This is a genomic window from Micromonospora sp. NPDC048868 (assembly GCF_043198195.1).
Lineage (GTDB): Bacteria > Actinomycetota > Actinomycetes > Mycobacteriales > Micromonosporaceae > Micromonospora > Micromonospora reichwaldensis.
The window spans coordinates 45,243-60,017 of the sequence record NZ_JBICUN010000004.1 but is presented as its reverse complement, the minus strand read 5'-3'; the positions used below and the strand labels follow the sequence as shown (position 1 = coordinate 60,017).

Genomic DNA, 14,775 nt, shown 5'->3' with positions numbered 1-14,775 from the left:
CTCCGGTCACCCCGGGCGGGGCGGGCGTCGCCCGGTCGGGTCAGTCGCGGTGGTGGCGGCCGGTGGAGCGCAACGACCGCCGGCCGCTCTCCTGCTCGGGTTCGTTGTCCGGGACCGGCTTGCTGAGGCCGGCGACCCAGTCCACGTACTCCTCGTCCTGCGCCGGCAGCGGCTCGGACTCCCGGTCGGCCGGGGCGTCCTCGGCCCGGGGCCGGTTGCGGCGGAACAGACCCAGCCGGCCCCGGCCCCGCCCGGTGGGCTGCTCGGCCTCGGCGGGCGACGGGGAGCCGGGCGCCGGCGCCTCCGCCCGGGCGGTGGGGATGCCGTTCTCCGGCGCGGCGTCGACGGGCGCCGGGACGGGACCGCCCCGCCGTGCGGTGGCGAGCGCCTCCCAGTTCGCGGCCCGGGCCAGGTCGGGCATCGGGGCCCGGTGGCGGGGCCGGGGTGCCGGGTCGGGCGCGGGTTCTGTGGCGGGCTGTGCCGCCTCGGCCGTGCCGTCGGCCTGGGGCCGGGGCGAGACGGGCCAGGCCGGGGCGGGCGGGGGCGCGGTGCCGGCGTCCGGCCCGACGGCCCGGCCGGGAGCCGCCTCGCCGTCCGCCGCGAAGAGCGGCACCGCGTGGTGGCCGCTGTCGTCCGGCCGCGGTACGCCGGAACCCGCGGCGGCCGTGCTGCCGGGCGTGGCGTCGGCCGCGGCGCCGAACTCGGGACCAGTCGTGCTGCTGGGCTCGGCGTCGGTCGTGTTGCCGGACCTGGCCCCGGCCGTGGTGCCGGACCTGGCCCCGGTCGTGGTGCCGGACCCGGACCCGGTCGTGGTGCCGGACTCGGACCCGATGGTGGTGCCGGACTCGGACCCGGCCGTGTTGTCGAGCGCGGGGCCGGTCGCGGTGTCGGGCCCGGTTCCGGCCGGGGCACCGGGCTGGGGGCTGGTCGTCGTGCCGGGTGCGGTCGTGCTGGGCGTGGTGCCGGGCGCGGCGGAGGCGTCCGGGGATGGCGACGACATCGCCGCGCCGGGCGCGGTGGCGCCGGTCTCGGGGGCGCCCGTGGCGACGGGTCCCGGGCCCGCAGCCTCCGGTGCCGCCGGAGCGGCGGGCTGGCGCGTCGAGCGGGGCTTACGGGTGCGGCGGGGCTTGGGCGCGTTCGGGACGACCCGCTGGTCGGCGACCGCCTCTGCCGGCTGCCCTGCGGGTGCGGGTCCCTCGGCCGGCTGTGTTGGTCCCTCTGCCGGCTGTCCTGCGGGCGCCGCAGCCCCGACCGGCTGTGCCGCAGTCGTCGCCCCTCCGGTCGACCGTGCGGCGGCCGTCATCTCCCCGGCGGGCTGCACGCCGGGCGTCGTCTTCCCGGCCGGCGGCGCCTCGTCGGTGACCGGTGTGGCCGGGACGGTCGGGGTTGCTGGGACGGTCGATGCCAGCGGGGCCACCGGGGCAGCCGGTGTCACCGGTGCGGCCGGGACGGTTCCTCCGTCGGCGGGCCAGTCCCAGTGCGGGGGCACGGCCCGGGGTGCCGGGCCGTCGCCGGTGGCGGCGGTGACCGCGCCGGAGCCCGTACCGCTGCCGGCCTGGTCGGCGACGACCAGGCTGGCGCCGGCCAGGTCGACCGTCTCCGGCTCGTCGCTGTTGGTGGGCGCCGGGGTATGCGGCAGGGCCGGACCGGTGGGCAGCGGCCGGAGGATGTCGGTCGGCTCGATGGCCCCGGTGGGGGCGGTGCGCGTGACGAGCGGCCAGCGCAGCAGCGCGGCTGCGGCCGACCCGAGCGCGCCGACGGCCACCGCGAGCAGCGCCGCGTAGTACGGCGTGAGTTGGTAGCGGTCGGCGGTGTCGCCCGGACCGGCGGTCAGGTAGGCGAACGCGACCAGCGCCGGTCCCGCCACTCCCGTCGCGCCGCTGACCAGCGGCGGGTGGCCCCGCCACCGGGCCAGCCCGCCGGTCGCCGCGCCAGCCAGCAGCGCCACCAGCGGCAGGACCACCAGGGCCAGCCCCTGCACCGTGCCGGCGTCGAGGGACGCGGGCTCCAGCACCCCCAGTCGTACGGTGTCCAGCGGGCCGGTCGAGATCAGCGACGGGGCCACCGAGACCAGGGCCAGCAGCCAGACCGCGCCCGCGATCGCCGCCACGTTCCATCCCACCGGCGGCTGGAGCAGGACGGCGACGGCCGCGCCCGCACCCACCAGCGCACCGAGGACCGCGCAGATGCCGACGGCCCAGACCGGGTCCATCGAGACGAGTTCGGCCGCCCGGGCCGGCTGCATGCAGAGCGGCGCGACGACGGTGGCGCCAAGCGCGGCGGCGCCGGCGACGGCGAGCAGGCGCCCGGTGCCGGCCAGCCCACCGTCCCTGCGGGCCAGGCGCTCGGTGAGCACCGCGCCCACCACGGCGGCGTTCGCCGCGAACCAGCCCGCCCAGACGAGCTGGGCCGGCCACTGGTTGACGGTGGCGCCGGTGAAGGTGCCGGAGAGCCGGACGATGCCGAAGCCGAAGGCGATGCCGAGCTGACCGGCCCCGGCCAGCAGGCTCACCCCGAGCGCGGTGAGCAGCAGTCTGCCCCAGGTCCGAAAGGCCATGTCCGGCACGTTACGCACCTGTTGACCAGGCCGCCACCGGCGCGCCGCGAGCGGGGGGCGACCCGCCGGCCGGCGGTTACTTCAGTTCGACCAGCCGGGCCAGGTACGTCGTGTCGCCCACGTTGGTCAGCATGTGCACGGCGCCCGGATCCCGGTAGACCACCCCGCCGGTCGGCTCGTCTGCGTCGATGAGGGTGCCGTCGATCGTCTGTACGACGTTCTTCGCGCCCTGGATCGCCACCACGAGGTACGGGTGGTCGTGCCGGTGCAGCGGCTGTCGTTCGCCCGGCTCCAGCCGGATGTGCCAGACGCGGACGCGGTCGTTCTCGTACACGATCTCCTGGCCCACCGGGCCGAGTTCGAGGTGTGCGTCGGTCATCGGGTTCCGTCCAGTCGGGGGAGCACCTCGGCGGCGATGAGCTCCAGGTGGTCGAGGTCGGCGAAGTCGATCAGGCGCAGGTGCACCCGGGTGGCGCCGACGGCGGCGAACTCCCCGATCCGGTCGACGAGCTGCGCGGGCGAGCCGACCACCGCGTCCTCCGGCGGCAGCGCGCTCGTGACGTGCAGCGGGGCGGCGCGGCGCTGCGCCTCGGCGTCGGTGCGACCGATCGCCACGACGATGCCGGCGGAGAGGGTGAGCGGTGCGCGTCCCGACTCGGCCCGGCCGGCCCGGTCGCAGGCCTCCCGCACCCGCCCGTACGCGGCGGCGGTCTCCGCGACCGTCTTGAACGGCATGTTGAACTCGTCGGCGTACCGGGCGGCGAGGTCGGGGGTGCGCTTCGGGCCGCGTCCGCCCACGATGACCGGTGGGCCGGGCACCTGCACCGGCTTCGGCAGGGCGGGCGCGTCCACCAGCCGGTAGTGGTCGCCGGTGAAGCTGTACGTCTCGCCCGGCGGCGTCCGCCACAGCCCGGTGATGATCTCCAACTGCTCGGCCAGCCGGTCGAAGCGCTCGCCGACGCCGGGGAACGGGATGCCGTAGGAGGTGTGCTCGCGTTCGTACCAGCCGGCGCCGATGCCGAGGTCGACCCGGCCGCCGCTCATCTGGTCCACCTGGGCCACCATCACGGCCAGCGGGCCGGGCAGCCGGAAGGTGGCGGAGGTGACCAGGGTGCCGAGCCGGATCCGGCTGGTCTCGCGGGCCAGCGCGGCCAGCGTCAGCCAGGCGTCGGTCGGGCCGGGCGGCGCGGGATCGTCACCCATCGCCTGGTAGTGGTCGGCGCGGAGGAAGCCCTCGAAGCCGCCGTCCTCGGCCAGCCGGGCGAAGCGGAGCTGGTCGTCGTAGCTGGCGCCCCGGTGCGGCTCGGTGAAGACGGTGACCCGCATGCTCATCGTGTTTCCGCGCCGGCTGTCACCGGCAGATCCCGCTCCATGAGGAGTTCGTGCAGGTCGGCGCTGACCCGGGCGACGTCCGCCAGGTGCGCGTTGCGGCCGAGGGTGCGCGGTCGCGGGATGTTCACGTCGACCACCTTGCGGATCCGGCCGGGGCGGGGGCTGAGTACGACCACCCGGTCGGCCAGCAGCACGGCCTCGTCGATCGAGTGGGTGACGAAGACGACGGTGGCCCCGGACGTCATGTGCACGCGCTGCAACTCGCCGGAGAGTTCCTCGCGGGTGAGCGCGTCGAGCGCGGAGAACGGCTCGTCCATCAGCATCACCCGGGGCTCGCCGATCAGCGACCGGCACAGCGAGACCCGCTGCTGCATGCCGCCGGAGAGTTCGTGCGGCAGCCGCTTCTCGAAGCCGCCCAGCCCGGCGAGTTCCAGCAGTTGCCGGGCCCGGTCGCGGTGCTTGGCCCGCTTCCAGCCGAACATCTCGACCGGGAGCAGGACGTTGTCCAGGACGGTGCGCCAGGGGAGCAGGGCCGGCCGCTGGAAGAGCATCGCGATGTCCGGGCGGGGCTTGGTGATCGGCGCACCGGCCACGGTGATCCTGCCTTCGCTGACCGGGAGCAGGCCGGCGATCAGACGCAGCAGCGTGGACTTGCCGCAACCGGAGCGGCCGAGTATGGCGACGAACTCGCCCGCCGCCACGTCGAGGTCGATGCCGCGCAGCGCCTCGACCCGGCCGCTGCGGCCGTCGAAGGTGCGGGACACCCCGGAAAGCTTGATCATCTCCGGCGACCTCCTGAGTGGGCGATCAGCGATCGCGGCCCAGGGTAACCGCCTGGTGTGGACGAGACGACGTCCGGGGTGGAAGCGAGGATTTTTCCGTAACGAAACCCATACGCCGGGCATTGTCGGGGCCGGTTTCTCGTACGCTGTGCCAGCTAAGAGTCCCCTCACGACGGTCTGCCGGCCCAACCCCTCGGCCGGTCCGTCAGACAACCCCCTCCGGCGGCGGCGCGCCGCTCCGGTCGGAAAGGACATGGTGCACTGATGAGAAGGCTGACCCGTACGGTCGCTGCCGCTGCGCTGGCCACCGCCCTCGCCCTGGTCTCCGGGTGCAGCGGCGACTCGGACTCCGGCGCCGACGCCAAGGGCGGCAACGGCGCGGCGTTGGAGAAGGTGACCTACCTCACCTCGTTCGGCAACTTCGGCCGTGACTCCTACGCCTGGGTCGCTAAGGAGAAGGGCTTCTTCAAGGAGGCCGGGTTCGACGTCGACATCAAGCCGGGTCAGGGCACAGGCGCGGTGATCCAGCAGGTCGTCGGCGGGCAGGCCCAGTTCGGCCCGATCGACCTCACCGGCGGTCTGCTCCAGCTCGGCGGCGGCCAGGCCAAGGACTTCGTCGCGGTCGCGGCGATCCAGCAGCGCACCATGGCCGCCATCGCCACCGTCGAGGGCAAGGGCATCGCGTCGCCCAAGGACCTGGAGGGCAAGAAGCTCGCCGACACCGAGGGCTCCGTCGTGCGCAACCTCTTCCCGACGTACGCCCGGATGGCCGGCGTGGACGCCAGCAAGGTGCAGTGGGTCAACGGCCAGGCGCAGGCCCTGATGGGCATGCTCGGCAACGGCACGGTGGACGGCATCGGCCAGTTCGTCGTCGGCCAGCCCACGATCGAGACGGTGACCAAGCAGAAGGCCGTCATGCTGCCCTACAGCAACGTGATGCAGGACCTCTACGGCAACGTGCTGATCACCTCCTCCAAGATCGCCAAGGAGAAGCCGGAGATGGTCAAGCGGTTCACCGGGGCCTTGTTGAAGGGCCTGGACTACGCGCTGACCAACCCGCAGGAGGCGGGCGAGCTGCTGAAGAAGAACGTCGACGCCGCCAACCCCGCCGCGGCCGCCGCCGAGCTCCAGCTCATGGCCGGCTACGTGCGCTCCAACAACTCCGGCACCCAGCTCGGCACCCTGGACAGCGGCCGGGTCGCCAAGAGCATCGCGATCCTGCAGGGCGCCGGCGCGCTCAAGCAGAACATCACCCCCGACCAGATCATCGACTTCAGCCTCGCGCCGAAGGCCTGACAGCCGCCCACCGTGGCACGGGGGGTGCGGTCGACCGGGGCGACCCGGTGGACCGCACCCCCCCCGTCGCGTGCCGGCCCGGCCGGCAGGAGAGGAGAATCCGTGACGGAGACGACCGGTACCCGGTCCGTCCGCACCGGGACGGAGCCCGCGCCCCGGCCCGCGGCCCCGCGCCGCTCCGGCGTACGCCCGGCGGCCGTCGGGCTGCCGCTGCTCGGCGCGGTGATCACGCTGGCCGCCTGGTGGCTGGTCACGTCGGGTCTGCAACTGGTGCACCCGGTGTCGCTGCCCCCGCCGCAGGCGGTGTGGAAGGCACTGGTCGCGGGCGCCGAAGTGCTGCTGCCGGCGCTGGGCGTCACCACCATGATGACGGTGGTCGGCTTCCTGCTGTCGGCGGTGGCCGGGGTGCTGATCGGGATGGCCCTGGCCGGATCCCGCCGCGTCGAGCGGATGTTCGCGCCGCTGCTGGTGGCGGTCAACGCGGTGCCGAAGATCGCCCTCGGGCCGCTGCTGGTGGTCTCGGTCGGCTGGGGTGCGAAGCCGATCCTGACCATGGTGTTCCTGCTCTGCTTCTTCCCGGTCGTGCTCTCCACGGCGACCGGTCTCACCACCACCCCCAACGACCTGGCCGAGCTGGCCCGGTCGCTGAACGCCTCGTGGTGGCAGGCGTTCCGCAAGGTGCGCTTCCCCGCCGCGCTGCCGCAGATCTTCGTGGGGCTCAAGGTGGCGATGCCGCTGGCCGCGATCGGCGCGGTGATCGGCGAGTTCTACTCCGACAAGCCGGGGCTGGGCTACCAGATCCTGCAGTACAACGGCGTGGGGGACACCGCGACCGCCTGGGCGGCGATCGTGCTGATCGCGCTGATGAGCATCCTGCTCTACAGCGCACTGTCCCTGGTCGAGCGGCTCGCCCTGCCGTGGGTCCGCGCCACCACGTCGGCCCGCTGACCCGTCGCAACGGTCGATGGTGTGGCCCGCCGGGGTACGGCGGGCCACACCGACGCGCTGGTCCGACGCGGTCCCGTGCGCCGGATCCCGTCCACCACCGACCGGCCGGTCAGCCCGCGAGGCGCCAGCGCCCGTTGCGCGCGACCAGGGTGGTGAGGGCCTGCGGCATCAGGCCGGAGTGGTTGTCGGGGGTCATCCGGATCGGCCCGGAGAGACCGTCCAACTGGGTCGTCTCCAGCACGTTGCGGACGCCGTCGCGGTCGACCTCGCCGGGCTCGCCGCCCGAGCGGAGTTCGGCGTCGGCGATGAGCTGCACCGCGTCGGCTGCGAACGAGGAGGATCCGTTGTAGCCGCCGAAGCGGGCGGTGTAGTCCTGGAACCACTGGCGGCGGGCCGCCTTGGCCGGGGTGGTGGCGATGACGTCGTCGATCACCATGGTCTGGGTGAAGACCAGCGTGGTGCGTTCGGTCGCCGCGGACGCGGCGCCGAGGAAGAGGTCGCCGGCCGCCGTCGCGTCGAAGAAGAGTTCGCCCTTGAACTTGGCCTGCTGGGCGGCGGTGGCGGCCAGCGTCGCCTGCTCCGCCGGGGTCCAGACGACCAGCGCGTCCGGCTTCTTGTCGAGCAGGTCCTTGACCGGCTTGGCGACGTCGGTGTCGGTGGTGCGCACGGCCTCCTCGCGCAGCAGCTTGACGCCGGCCTTCGCGAACTCGGCGCGCAGCGCGGTCAACCCCTCGCGGCCGTAGGCGTCGTCGCTGTGCAGCACGGCCGCCTTGCGGACGCCCTTGAGGCGCATCTCGCCGGCGAGGGCGGCGGCGCTGTCGGCCGCGTTCGGGGAGAGCTTGAACACGTACCGCCGTTCGGCGACCGGGGTGGAGACGGCGCTGGAGGCGGCGAGCGCAATGGTGGGAATTCGCTTCTCGTTGATGGTGCGGACGGCGCCGACGGCGCATTCGTTGCAGCCGCCCATGATGATGGCGCTGACTTGGGAATCAGCGCTGAAGTCACCGATGTTGCGCAGCGACTCGCTCGCGTCCGACCGGTTGTCCTTCACCCGCAGCTCGACCTTCCGGCCGTTGAGCGCGCCGGAGGAGTTCAGCTGCTCGACCTTCAGTTCCAGCGCCCGCTGGTACGCCTTGCCGACGGGCGCGGCCGCGCCGGAGAGTTCGAGGTCCGCGGCGATGACGATGGGACTCGTGTCCTGCTCGTCCGCCCCGAACTGGCAGCCGGTGAGCGTGGTGGCCAGCACGGCCGATGCGAGCGCCGCGGCGGTCGCGGAGCGGATGGGGCTCAACTCAGTCCTCCAGATGCGGCCCGGGCGGTACCCGGTCACCGCCGGGTTGTCCGTCCTCAGTAGAGGAACGGGATCGGTCTGCCGTACGGTGTGCGCGAAGCCTGCAAAACCTTGCCAACGCCGGGCCCCGCGGTCAAGCGGAGCCTCGGATGCGTTTCGGGACACGTATCCCACATGGTGGGGCAACGGGAAGTTTGCAAGCGCTTACTAATACGACACGGATGACCACTCTGGAGTTACATGCCCTGTTCACGGGCATGGAGAATTGAAGGTATTAGTTGACCGGATCACGGGATGCGAGCCCTCAGACCGTTTCCTACCCCGTCGCGACTTCCCAAACAGGATCAGTTCTGATGAAATCGCGGCCGTGCCGCGTGTGGCGCAGTCCGCTGCACCGGGCGCGAGTCGGCGGGGCAGGCGTGGAAGAAACGACGGAGGCGATGTCGTGAGCACCGGACCGACGACCCTGCCCGCGAGTGGCGACACCGAACAGCCCAAGCGGCGTCGGCTGCCCCGGCTCCGCGACGTGCGGATCCGCTCCAAGCTCGCCCTGATCCTGGTCGTGCCGGTCGCCGCGGTGCTCGCGTTGGCCACGGTCCGACTCGTCGCCGTCGGTGAGAACACCTTCGACGCCAACCAGGCCCGGGCGCTGACGGCGCTCTCCATCGACGTCTCCGCGCTGACGCAGGACCTGCACGCCGAGCGGATGGCCGCTGCCGCCTTCCTGTCGACGCCGCAGCAGAAGGCCGACGCCTACAACCTGCGGGTGCGCAGCACCGACGAGCGGGTCGCGGCGTACCGGGCGGAGCGCGGACGGGTCGACCAGGTGCCGGCCGCCGTACGGGAGCGGCTGGCGACCATCGACGAGCACCTGGAGACGCTCGCCAGCACCCGGCAGGAGGTGCTGGACCGCCAGCAGATGGCGGTCGCCGAGGCGGCGCTGCGCTACGGGATCATCATCACGGACCTGGTCGCGTACGGCGACGGGCTGGCCCAGCTGCCCGGTGACGAGCGGCTCGCGGACGCCCGGCGCGCGGTCGCCGCGTTCGCCCGCGCCAAGGCGGCCGTCGCCGAGGAACAGGCGGTCGTCTACACCGCCCTCCTCTCCCGCCAGCTCGACGAGGAGCAGTTCTCCTCCTTCGTGGCCACGCTGACCAGCCAGCAGGAGGCGCTGGTCGCCTTCTCCCTGGCCGCCGACCCGACCCAGCGTGCCCTCGTCGACAGCACGGTCTCCGGCGACGCGGTGACCCTCGCCGACCGGGTGGCCGCCGACATCACCCGCTCGGTCGGGCAGGCCGCGCCGGTGACCGCCCAGGACGCCACCGCCGCCATCGGCGCGGTCAACGACCTCATGCGGTGGGCCGAGATCCGGCTCCAGGAGCGGCTGCTCAGCCAGGCCGACCAGGCCCGCTCGGACGTCATCCGGCAGGCCTTCATCGAGACCGGGCTGGTGCTGCTCACCCTCATCGTCGCCGTGACCCTCGCCGTGGTGCTGGCCCGCTCGCTCAACCACTCGCTGCGCCGGCTGCGGGAGGGCGCCCTCTCGGTGGCGAACCACGACCTGCCGGACGCGGTCAAGCGGCTGCAGAACGTCGGCAACGTCGGCGACGGCGGCGTCGAGGAGATCGTCCGGCAGGTACGCGACCCGATCCAGCTCAACAACCGCGACGAGGTGGGCCAGGTCGCGCTCGCCTTCAACGTCGTACACCGCGAGGCGGTCCGGGTGGCGGCCGAGCAGGCCGCGCTGCGTACCAGCGTCTCGGCGATGTTCCTCAACCTGGCCCGCCGCAGTCAGACCCTGGTCGACCGCATGATCGGCGAGCTGGACGCGATCGAGCGCGGCGAGGAGGACCCGAAGCGGCTCGCGCAGCTCTTCGAGCTGGACCACCTCGCCACCCGGATGCGCCGTAACGACGAGAACCTGCTCGTCCTGGCCGGCGCCGACTCGGCCGTGCCGCGCCGCGACGACGCCCTCCTGGTGGACGTGCTGCGGGCCGCGCAGTCCGAGGTGGAGCTCTACAACCGGATCGAGTTCGGCACCGTCGACACCGACATCTCGGTGGCGGCGCACGCGGTCAACGACGTGGTGCGGCTCGTCGCCGAGCTGCTCGACAACGCCACCCGCTTCTCGCCGCCGACCACCACCGTGGTCGCCGACGCCCGACGGATCCGGGACTACGTCCTGATCCAGGTCGAGGACCGGGGCCTCGGCCTGACCGACGACCAGCTCGACTCGCTCAACCGGCGACTGGCCGCCCCGCCGAGCGTCGACGTCGCGGCGTTCCGGCTGATGGGTCTGGCCGTGGTCAGCCGGCTGGCCTCCCGCTACAGCATCCGCGTGGAGCTGCGCCGCAACGTGGAGGGCGGCACCGTCGCCCAGGTGACGCTCCCCGCCGCGACGGTGGTGCTGCCGCCCGTGCACAGCCGGGACCAGCAGATCACCCGGCCCCGGCAGCCGCTCGCGGTCGAGCAGAACCCGCTCACCCCGGCCGGCCTCGGCGAGCCGGCCGGCGCGGGGCGTACCGCCTCGGCGACCCTCACCGACCAGTGGCGGTCCGCCGCCCCGACGCCGTGGCAGGCCCCGGAGCAGGCGCGGGACACCGCGGCCCCGGTGCAGGCCGGCGGCCTGACGTCGCCGCCCCCGGCGGCACCCCCGGCCCGGCCGGCCTTCGCCGGCGGAGTCCCCTCGGTCGGTACGCCGACCGTCGCGTACCCCACGGTCGACGCGCTGCCCAAGCGCGTCCCCGGCGGGGACGTGCAAGCGCCGGGCGCACCGGCGCTGCCGGTCGGCCCGATCGCCGGCTCGCCGGCCACCGGGCTGTCGGCGGGGTTCGCCGGCTCCGCCCGGGAGACCGGCTTCGGCACCGACCCGGGCGCCGGGCGCGGCCTCGGGGCCGGCCTGGCCGCCACGGCCCCGCCCGCCCCCGCCGCGCCGATCACCCCGCGCGCCGAACTGCCGGCCGAGGCACCGATCTTCCGGGAGATGGAGGCGGTGTGGTTCCGGTCGCACGGTAACGACGCCACGGCCATCTTCACCCGCCCCGACTTCAGTCAGTCGGCCGCGGCCCAGCAGGCCGCCGGAGCGCCCAGCGCCGCAGCACCCGCCGCCCAGCCGGCCGCCGCCCCGCCGGCACCGGCACAGCCCCGCGCGCCCCGACTGCCCACGCGTACGCCGGGCAGCACCGACACCGCTCCGCTGCCCGTGCAGCCGGCACCGCCGGCGTACACGCCGCCGGCCGCGGCGCGACCCGCCACGCCGGACACACCCCCCGCCGCGCCTCCCGCGGCGCCCCCCGCCGCGCCGGTCGCGGACCCGCCCCCGGCGGCGCCCGCGTCCGACACGGACGCCTGGCGGACGGCGGCAGACGAGGGCTGGTCCCGGGCCAGCCGGGCGGCGGCCCCCGCCACCGCCGGCACCACCCGCTCGGGGCTGCCCAAGCGGCAGCCGCAGGCACAGCTCGTGCCCGGCGGGATCGAACCCCGGAGCGGCCGCGACCGCAGCCGGCGTACCCCGGACGAAGTTCGGGGCCTGTTGTCGGCCTACCACCGCGGCGTGCAGCGCGGCCGGGCGGCCGGCACGGACCAGGACAGCACCTCGACCAAGGAGACGAGTCGATGAACAGGCCAGCGGCCATGCAGGACATGAGTTGGTTGCTCACCAACTTCGCCGACAGCGTGGCGGGGATCGCCCACGTGGTGGCGGTGTCCGCCGACGGGCTGCTGCTCGCCTCCTCGCGGGACCTGCCCGCGGACCGGGCGGACCAGCTCGCGGCGATCACCTCGGGCGTGGTCAGCCTGACCGAGGGCGCCGCCCGGATGTTCAGCGCCGGCGGTGTGCTCCAGACGGTCATCGAGATGGACAGCGGCTACCTGTTCCTGATGTCGATCAGCGACGGCTCGTCGATGGCCGTGCTGGCGGCCCGCAGCTGCGACGTCGGTCAGGTGGGTTACGAGATGGCGCTGCTGGTCGAGCGCGTGGGTGCGGCCCTGGTGCCGCTGCCCCGGGACGCGGTGCGGTCCTAGCGGGCGCGACGCGCGGACCGTGCGTCGCAGGAACGAGAGGATCCGGTGCCCGACCAGGGGCCCGGCCGGGAGAGGAGGTGATCGTCGATGGACCAACGGCGCGCGGACCCACGTGGTGCGCTGGTACGGCCGTACGCGGTCACCCGCGGCCGGACCGAGGCCCGAATGGACATCGCCCTGGAGGCGGTCCTGACGGCCAGCGCGACCCAGGCTGCGGAGGCCCGCTTCGCGGGGCACGACAAGCACCGCATCGCCACCGTTTGTGAGGGCCGGGCGCAGTCGCTGGCCGAGATCTCCGCGTACACCCGGATGCCGCTGGGCGTCACCCGGGTGCTGGTCGCCGACATGGTGGCCGAGAGCCTGCTGACGCTACACACTGCCGCTCCCGCCGAGGGGTTCGAGGAGCGGATGGAAATCCTTGGAAGGGTGCTAAGTGGACTTCGCAGGCTATGACCCCGCCGGGGCCCGCCGAAACCGGGGAATCATCTCCGCGAAGATCGTGGTCGCGGGTGGCTTCGGCGTGGGCAAGACGACCCTGGTCGGCGCGATCTCGGAGATCACCCCGCTGAGAACCGAGGCGGTGATGACCGCGGCCGGTGTCGGCATCGACGACCCGTCCAAGGTGCCGGGGAAGCAGACCACCACGGTCGCCATGGACTTCGGCCGGATCACCATGGCCGAGGACCTGATCCTGTACCTCTTCGGCACGCCCGGCCAGACCCGGTTCTGGTTCATGTGGGACGAGATCATCAAGGGCGCCGTGGGGGCGGCCGTGCTGGTGGACACCCGCCGGATCACCGACGCCTTCGCGCCGCTGGACTACTTCGAGAACCGCCGGCTGCCGTACGTCGTGGCGTTGAACCGCTTCGACGGCGCGCCGCAGTACGAGCTGGAGGAGGTCCGCGAGGCGCTGGCCATCTCGCCGGACGTGCCGTTGGTGCTGACCGACGCCCGGCACCGGGACGCGGTCAAGCAGGTGCTGGTGACCGTCGTGGAGCACGCCATGCTCCGCCTCGAGGCCGAGCACGGCCGGGGCTACCCGGCACCGGTCGGCTGATCGGGACGGTTCCCGCCTCCGGGTCGCGTCAGTCGACCCGGAGGCGGTAGCCGCGCTTGACGACCGTCTGCACCACCCGGGGCGCGCGCAACCCGGCGCGCAGCCGGGCCACCGCCATCTCCACGGCGTGCTCGTCGGCGCCGCGCGGCAGCGTACGCAGCAGGGCGGTCCGGGACAGCACCCGACCCGGCGAGCCGCACAGCGCCCGCAGCACCGCCATCGGCGCCGGCGCGAGCGGACGCAGTTCGCCGTCGACCACGGCGGCGTGCCCGCGCAGCGTGAGCAGGTGACCGGCCACCTTCAGGGTGACCGTCCGGCGCGGCAGTTCGTCGACGATGGTCCGCACGAGGGCACCCAGCCGGGCCCGTGCCGGCGCGCTCACCGGCACCCCGCGCCGCAGCAGCGGCTCCGCAGTGACCGCGCCCACGCAACTGGCGAGCACGTCGCCCCGGAACGCGTCCAGCACGGCCTCGGAGCGGTCCCCGGCGGCGCGCAGCAGCGCCTCGGCCGCCGGGGCCGAGGTGAAGGTGACCGCGTCGACCAGCCGGCCGGCGACCAGGTCGATCAGCCGGTGCAGCGGGGCCGGGTCGGTCGGCGGCGCCCAGCGGTAGACGGGCACCTCGATGACGGTGGCCCCGGCCGCCTCCAGCGCCAGCGTGCACTCGGGCTGCCGCTCGCCGTGCAGTTGCATGGCGACGACCTGCCCGGCCACGCCGCGCCGGCACAGGTGCTCGATGACCTCGTCGCAGCTCTCCGAGTCGGGTGACCACTGGTCGTGCAGGCCGGCGGCCCGGATGGCCCCGCGCGCCTTGGGACCCCGGGCCACCACGTACGCGTCCGCCAGCACGGCGCGCAGCGGCTCGGCCAGCCCCCAGCCCTCGGCCGCCTCCAACCAGCCGCGCATGCCGATGCCGGTGTTGGCCATCAGGACGTCCGGCGGCCGGTCCAGGCAGGCCCGGGTGGCCTCCCGCAGGTCGGTGTCGTCGGCCAGCGGCACGATCCGCAGGGCCGGGGCGATCACCACCCGGGCGCCGCGCCGCTGGAGCAGCGCGGCGAGTTCGTCCCGCCGGCGGTCGGCGGTCACCCCGATGGTGAAGCCCGCCAGTTCGTCGCGCATTCACTCCTCCTGTCGCAGCCGCACCTCGACCAGGCCGTCCCGGCAGCGCACGTCGTGCCGGGACGCGGCGACGCCGGGCAGGTCCAGGCAGACCCCGGTGCGCAGGTCGTACACCTGCTTGTGCAGGGGCGAGGCGACCGTCGGCACCCCGCCCCGGCTGCCGACGATCCCCCGCGACAGCACGTACGCCCCGGCGACCGGGTCGCGGTTGTCGAGGGCGAACAGCCCGTCGGCGGTGCGGAAGAGGGCCACCTGCACGCCGTCGACGAGCGCGGCCACGCCCCGGTCGGGGTCCAGCCGGTCGAGCGGGCAGACCGGCGTCCAGGTACGCGTCGGGCTGGGCATCGTGATGGTCATCGCCGTACCTCCGGC

At 74.2% G+C, this 14,775-nt stretch carries 13 protein-coding genes; 6 read left to right on the top strand and 7 right to left on the bottom strand.

Annotated features, from left to right (window positions below):
- Positions 1-40 precede the first annotated feature (40 nt).
- The 4 genes from ACGFNF_RS07450 to ACGFNF_RS07435 all read right to left on the bottom strand — a co-directional run bounded on the left by ACGFNF_RS07450 (position 41) and on the right by ACGFNF_RS07435 (position 4,671).
- Entirely contained in the window at positions 41-2,557 is a 2,517-nt protein-coding gene (locus ACGFNF_RS07450; RefSeq protein ID WP_393166470.1) for a hypothetical protein, read from the bottom strand.
- 76 nt (positions 2,558-2,633) lie between these two features.
- On the bottom strand, positions 2,634-2,936 hold the full coding sequence (locus ACGFNF_RS07445; RefSeq protein ID WP_088998381.1) for a cupin: 303 nt from the start codon (positions 2,934-2,936) through the stop codon (positions 2,634-2,636).
- A complete protein-coding gene (locus ACGFNF_RS07440) occupies positions 2,933-3,883 on the bottom strand; it encodes an LLM class F420-dependent oxidoreductase (RefSeq protein WP_393166857.1) in 951 nt (316 codons plus the stop codon). Before ACGFNF_RS07440 ends, ACGFNF_RS07445 begins: the two co-directional genes overlap by 4 nt.
- 2 nt (positions 3,884-3,885) lie before the next feature.
- Positions 3,886-4,671 carry an ABC transporter ATP-binding protein gene (locus ACGFNF_RS07435; RefSeq protein ID WP_393166468.1) on the bottom strand — a complete coding sequence of 262 codons (786 nt, stop codon included), beginning with the start codon at positions 4,669-4,671 and terminating at the stop codon, positions 3,886-3,888.
- 264 nt (positions 4,672-4,935) lie between these two features.
- Between ACGFNF_RS07435 and ACGFNF_RS07430 the strand changes: the two genes are divergently transcribed.
- Together ACGFNF_RS07430 and ACGFNF_RS07425 are read left to right on the top strand one after the other, a co-directional pair.
- Positions 4,936-5,967: an ABC transporter substrate-binding protein gene (locus tag ACGFNF_RS07430; protein WP_393166466.1), complete on the top strand. Its 1,032-nt coding sequence runs from the start codon at positions 4,936-4,938 to the stop codon at positions 5,965-5,967.
- Between the two features lie 102 nt (positions 5,968-6,069).
- Positions 6,070-6,915: an ABC transporter permease gene (locus ACGFNF_RS07425; protein ID WP_393166464.1), complete on the top strand. Its 846-nt coding sequence runs from the start codon at positions 6,070-6,072 to the stop codon at positions 6,913-6,915.
- 109 nt (positions 6,916-7,024) lie between these two features.
- Here ACGFNF_RS07425 and ACGFNF_RS07420 read toward each other — a convergent pair whose 3' ends face one another.
- The gene (locus tag ACGFNF_RS07420; RefSeq protein WP_393166462.1) at positions 7,025-8,206 is read right to left on the bottom strand and encodes an ABC transporter substrate-binding protein; all 1,182 of its coding nucleotides are present in this window, start codon (positions 8,204-8,206) and stop codon (positions 7,025-7,027) included.
- A 445-nt stretch (positions 8,207-8,651) separates the two neighbouring features.
- Between ACGFNF_RS07420 and ACGFNF_RS07415 the strand changes: the two genes are divergently transcribed.
- The 4 genes from ACGFNF_RS07415 (at position 8,652) to ACGFNF_RS07400 (ending at position 13,286) form a co-directional block, all read left to right on the top strand.
- Positions 8,652-11,825 (top strand): nitrate- and nitrite sensing domain-containing protein, encoded by a 3,174-nt coding sequence (locus ACGFNF_RS07415; RefSeq protein ID WP_393166460.1) that lies wholly within the window; start codon positions 8,652-8,654, stop codon positions 11,823-11,825.
- Positions 11,822-12,229 carry a roadblock/LC7 domain-containing protein gene (locus ACGFNF_RS07410; protein ID WP_067359650.1) on the top strand — a complete coding sequence of 136 codons (408 nt, stop codon included), beginning with the start codon at positions 11,822-11,824 and terminating at the stop codon, positions 12,227-12,229. The genes ACGFNF_RS07415 and ACGFNF_RS07410 overlap by 4 nt, the downstream gene beginning before the upstream one ends.
- An 87-nt stretch (positions 12,230-12,316) precedes the next feature.
- Positions 12,317-12,682 carry a DUF742 domain-containing protein gene (locus ACGFNF_RS07405; protein WP_393166458.1) on the top strand — a complete coding sequence of 122 codons (366 nt, stop codon included), beginning with the start codon at positions 12,317-12,319 and terminating at the stop codon, positions 12,680-12,682.
- A complete protein-coding gene (locus ACGFNF_RS07400; RefSeq protein ID WP_088998389.1) occupies positions 12,663-13,286 on the top strand; it encodes an ATP/GTP-binding protein in 624 nt (207 codons plus the stop codon). The genes ACGFNF_RS07405 and ACGFNF_RS07400 overlap by 20 nt, the downstream gene beginning before the upstream one ends.
- A gap of 28 nt (positions 13,287-13,314) precedes the next feature.
- Here the strand turns inward: ACGFNF_RS07400 and ACGFNF_RS07395 are convergent, their stop codons facing one another.
- Positions 13,315-14,403: a uroporphyrinogen-III synthase gene (locus tag ACGFNF_RS07395; RefSeq protein ID WP_311410805.1), complete on the bottom strand. Its 1,089-nt coding sequence runs from the start codon at positions 14,401-14,403 to the stop codon at positions 13,315-13,317.
- Complete coding sequence (gene nirD / locus ACGFNF_RS07390) at positions 14,404-14,748, bottom strand: nitrite reductase small subunit NirD (protein ID WP_357579643.1); 345 nt, start codon at positions 14,746-14,748, stop codon at positions 14,404-14,406. It lies immediately after the preceding gene.
- Positions 14,749-14,775 lie beyond the last annotated feature (27 nt).

Excerpts from the sequence above, each read along its gene's own strand:
- ACGFNF_RS07410 (WP_067359650.1), top strand. The coding sequence starts at position 11,822 with ATGAACAGGCCAGCGGCCATGCAGGACATGAGTTGGTTGCTCACCAAC.
- nirD (WP_357579643.1), bottom strand. The coding sequence starts at position 14,748 with ATGCCCAGCCCGACGCGTACCTGGACGCCGGTCTGCCCGCTCGACCGG.
- ACGFNF_RS07405 (WP_393166458.1), top strand. The coding sequence starts at position 12,317 with ATGGACCAACGGCGCGCGGACCCACGTGGTGCGCTGGTACGGCCGTAC.
- ACGFNF_RS07435 (WP_393166468.1), bottom strand. The coding sequence starts at position 4,671 with ATGATCAAGCTTTCCGGGGTGTCCCGCACCTTCGACGGCCGCAGCGGC.
- ACGFNF_RS07445 (WP_088998381.1), bottom strand. The coding sequence starts at position 2,936 with ATGACCGACGCACACCTCGAACTCGGCCCGGTGGGCCAGGAGATCGTG.
- ACGFNF_RS07440 (WP_393166857.1), bottom strand. The coding sequence starts at position 3,883 with ATGCGGGTCACCGTCTTCACCGAGCCGCACCGGGGCGCCAGCTACGAC.
- ACGFNF_RS07450 (WP_393166470.1), bottom strand. The coding sequence starts at position 2,557 with ATGGCCTTTCGGACCTGGGGCAGACTGCTGCTCACCGCGCTCGGGGTG.
- ACGFNF_RS07430 (WP_393166466.1), top strand. The coding sequence starts at position 4,936 with ATGAGAAGGCTGACCCGTACGGTCGCTGCCGCTGCGCTGGCCACCGCC.
- ACGFNF_RS07395 (WP_311410805.1), bottom strand. The coding sequence starts at position 14,403 with ATGCGCGACGAACTGGCGGGCTTCACCATCGGGGTGACCGCCGACCGC.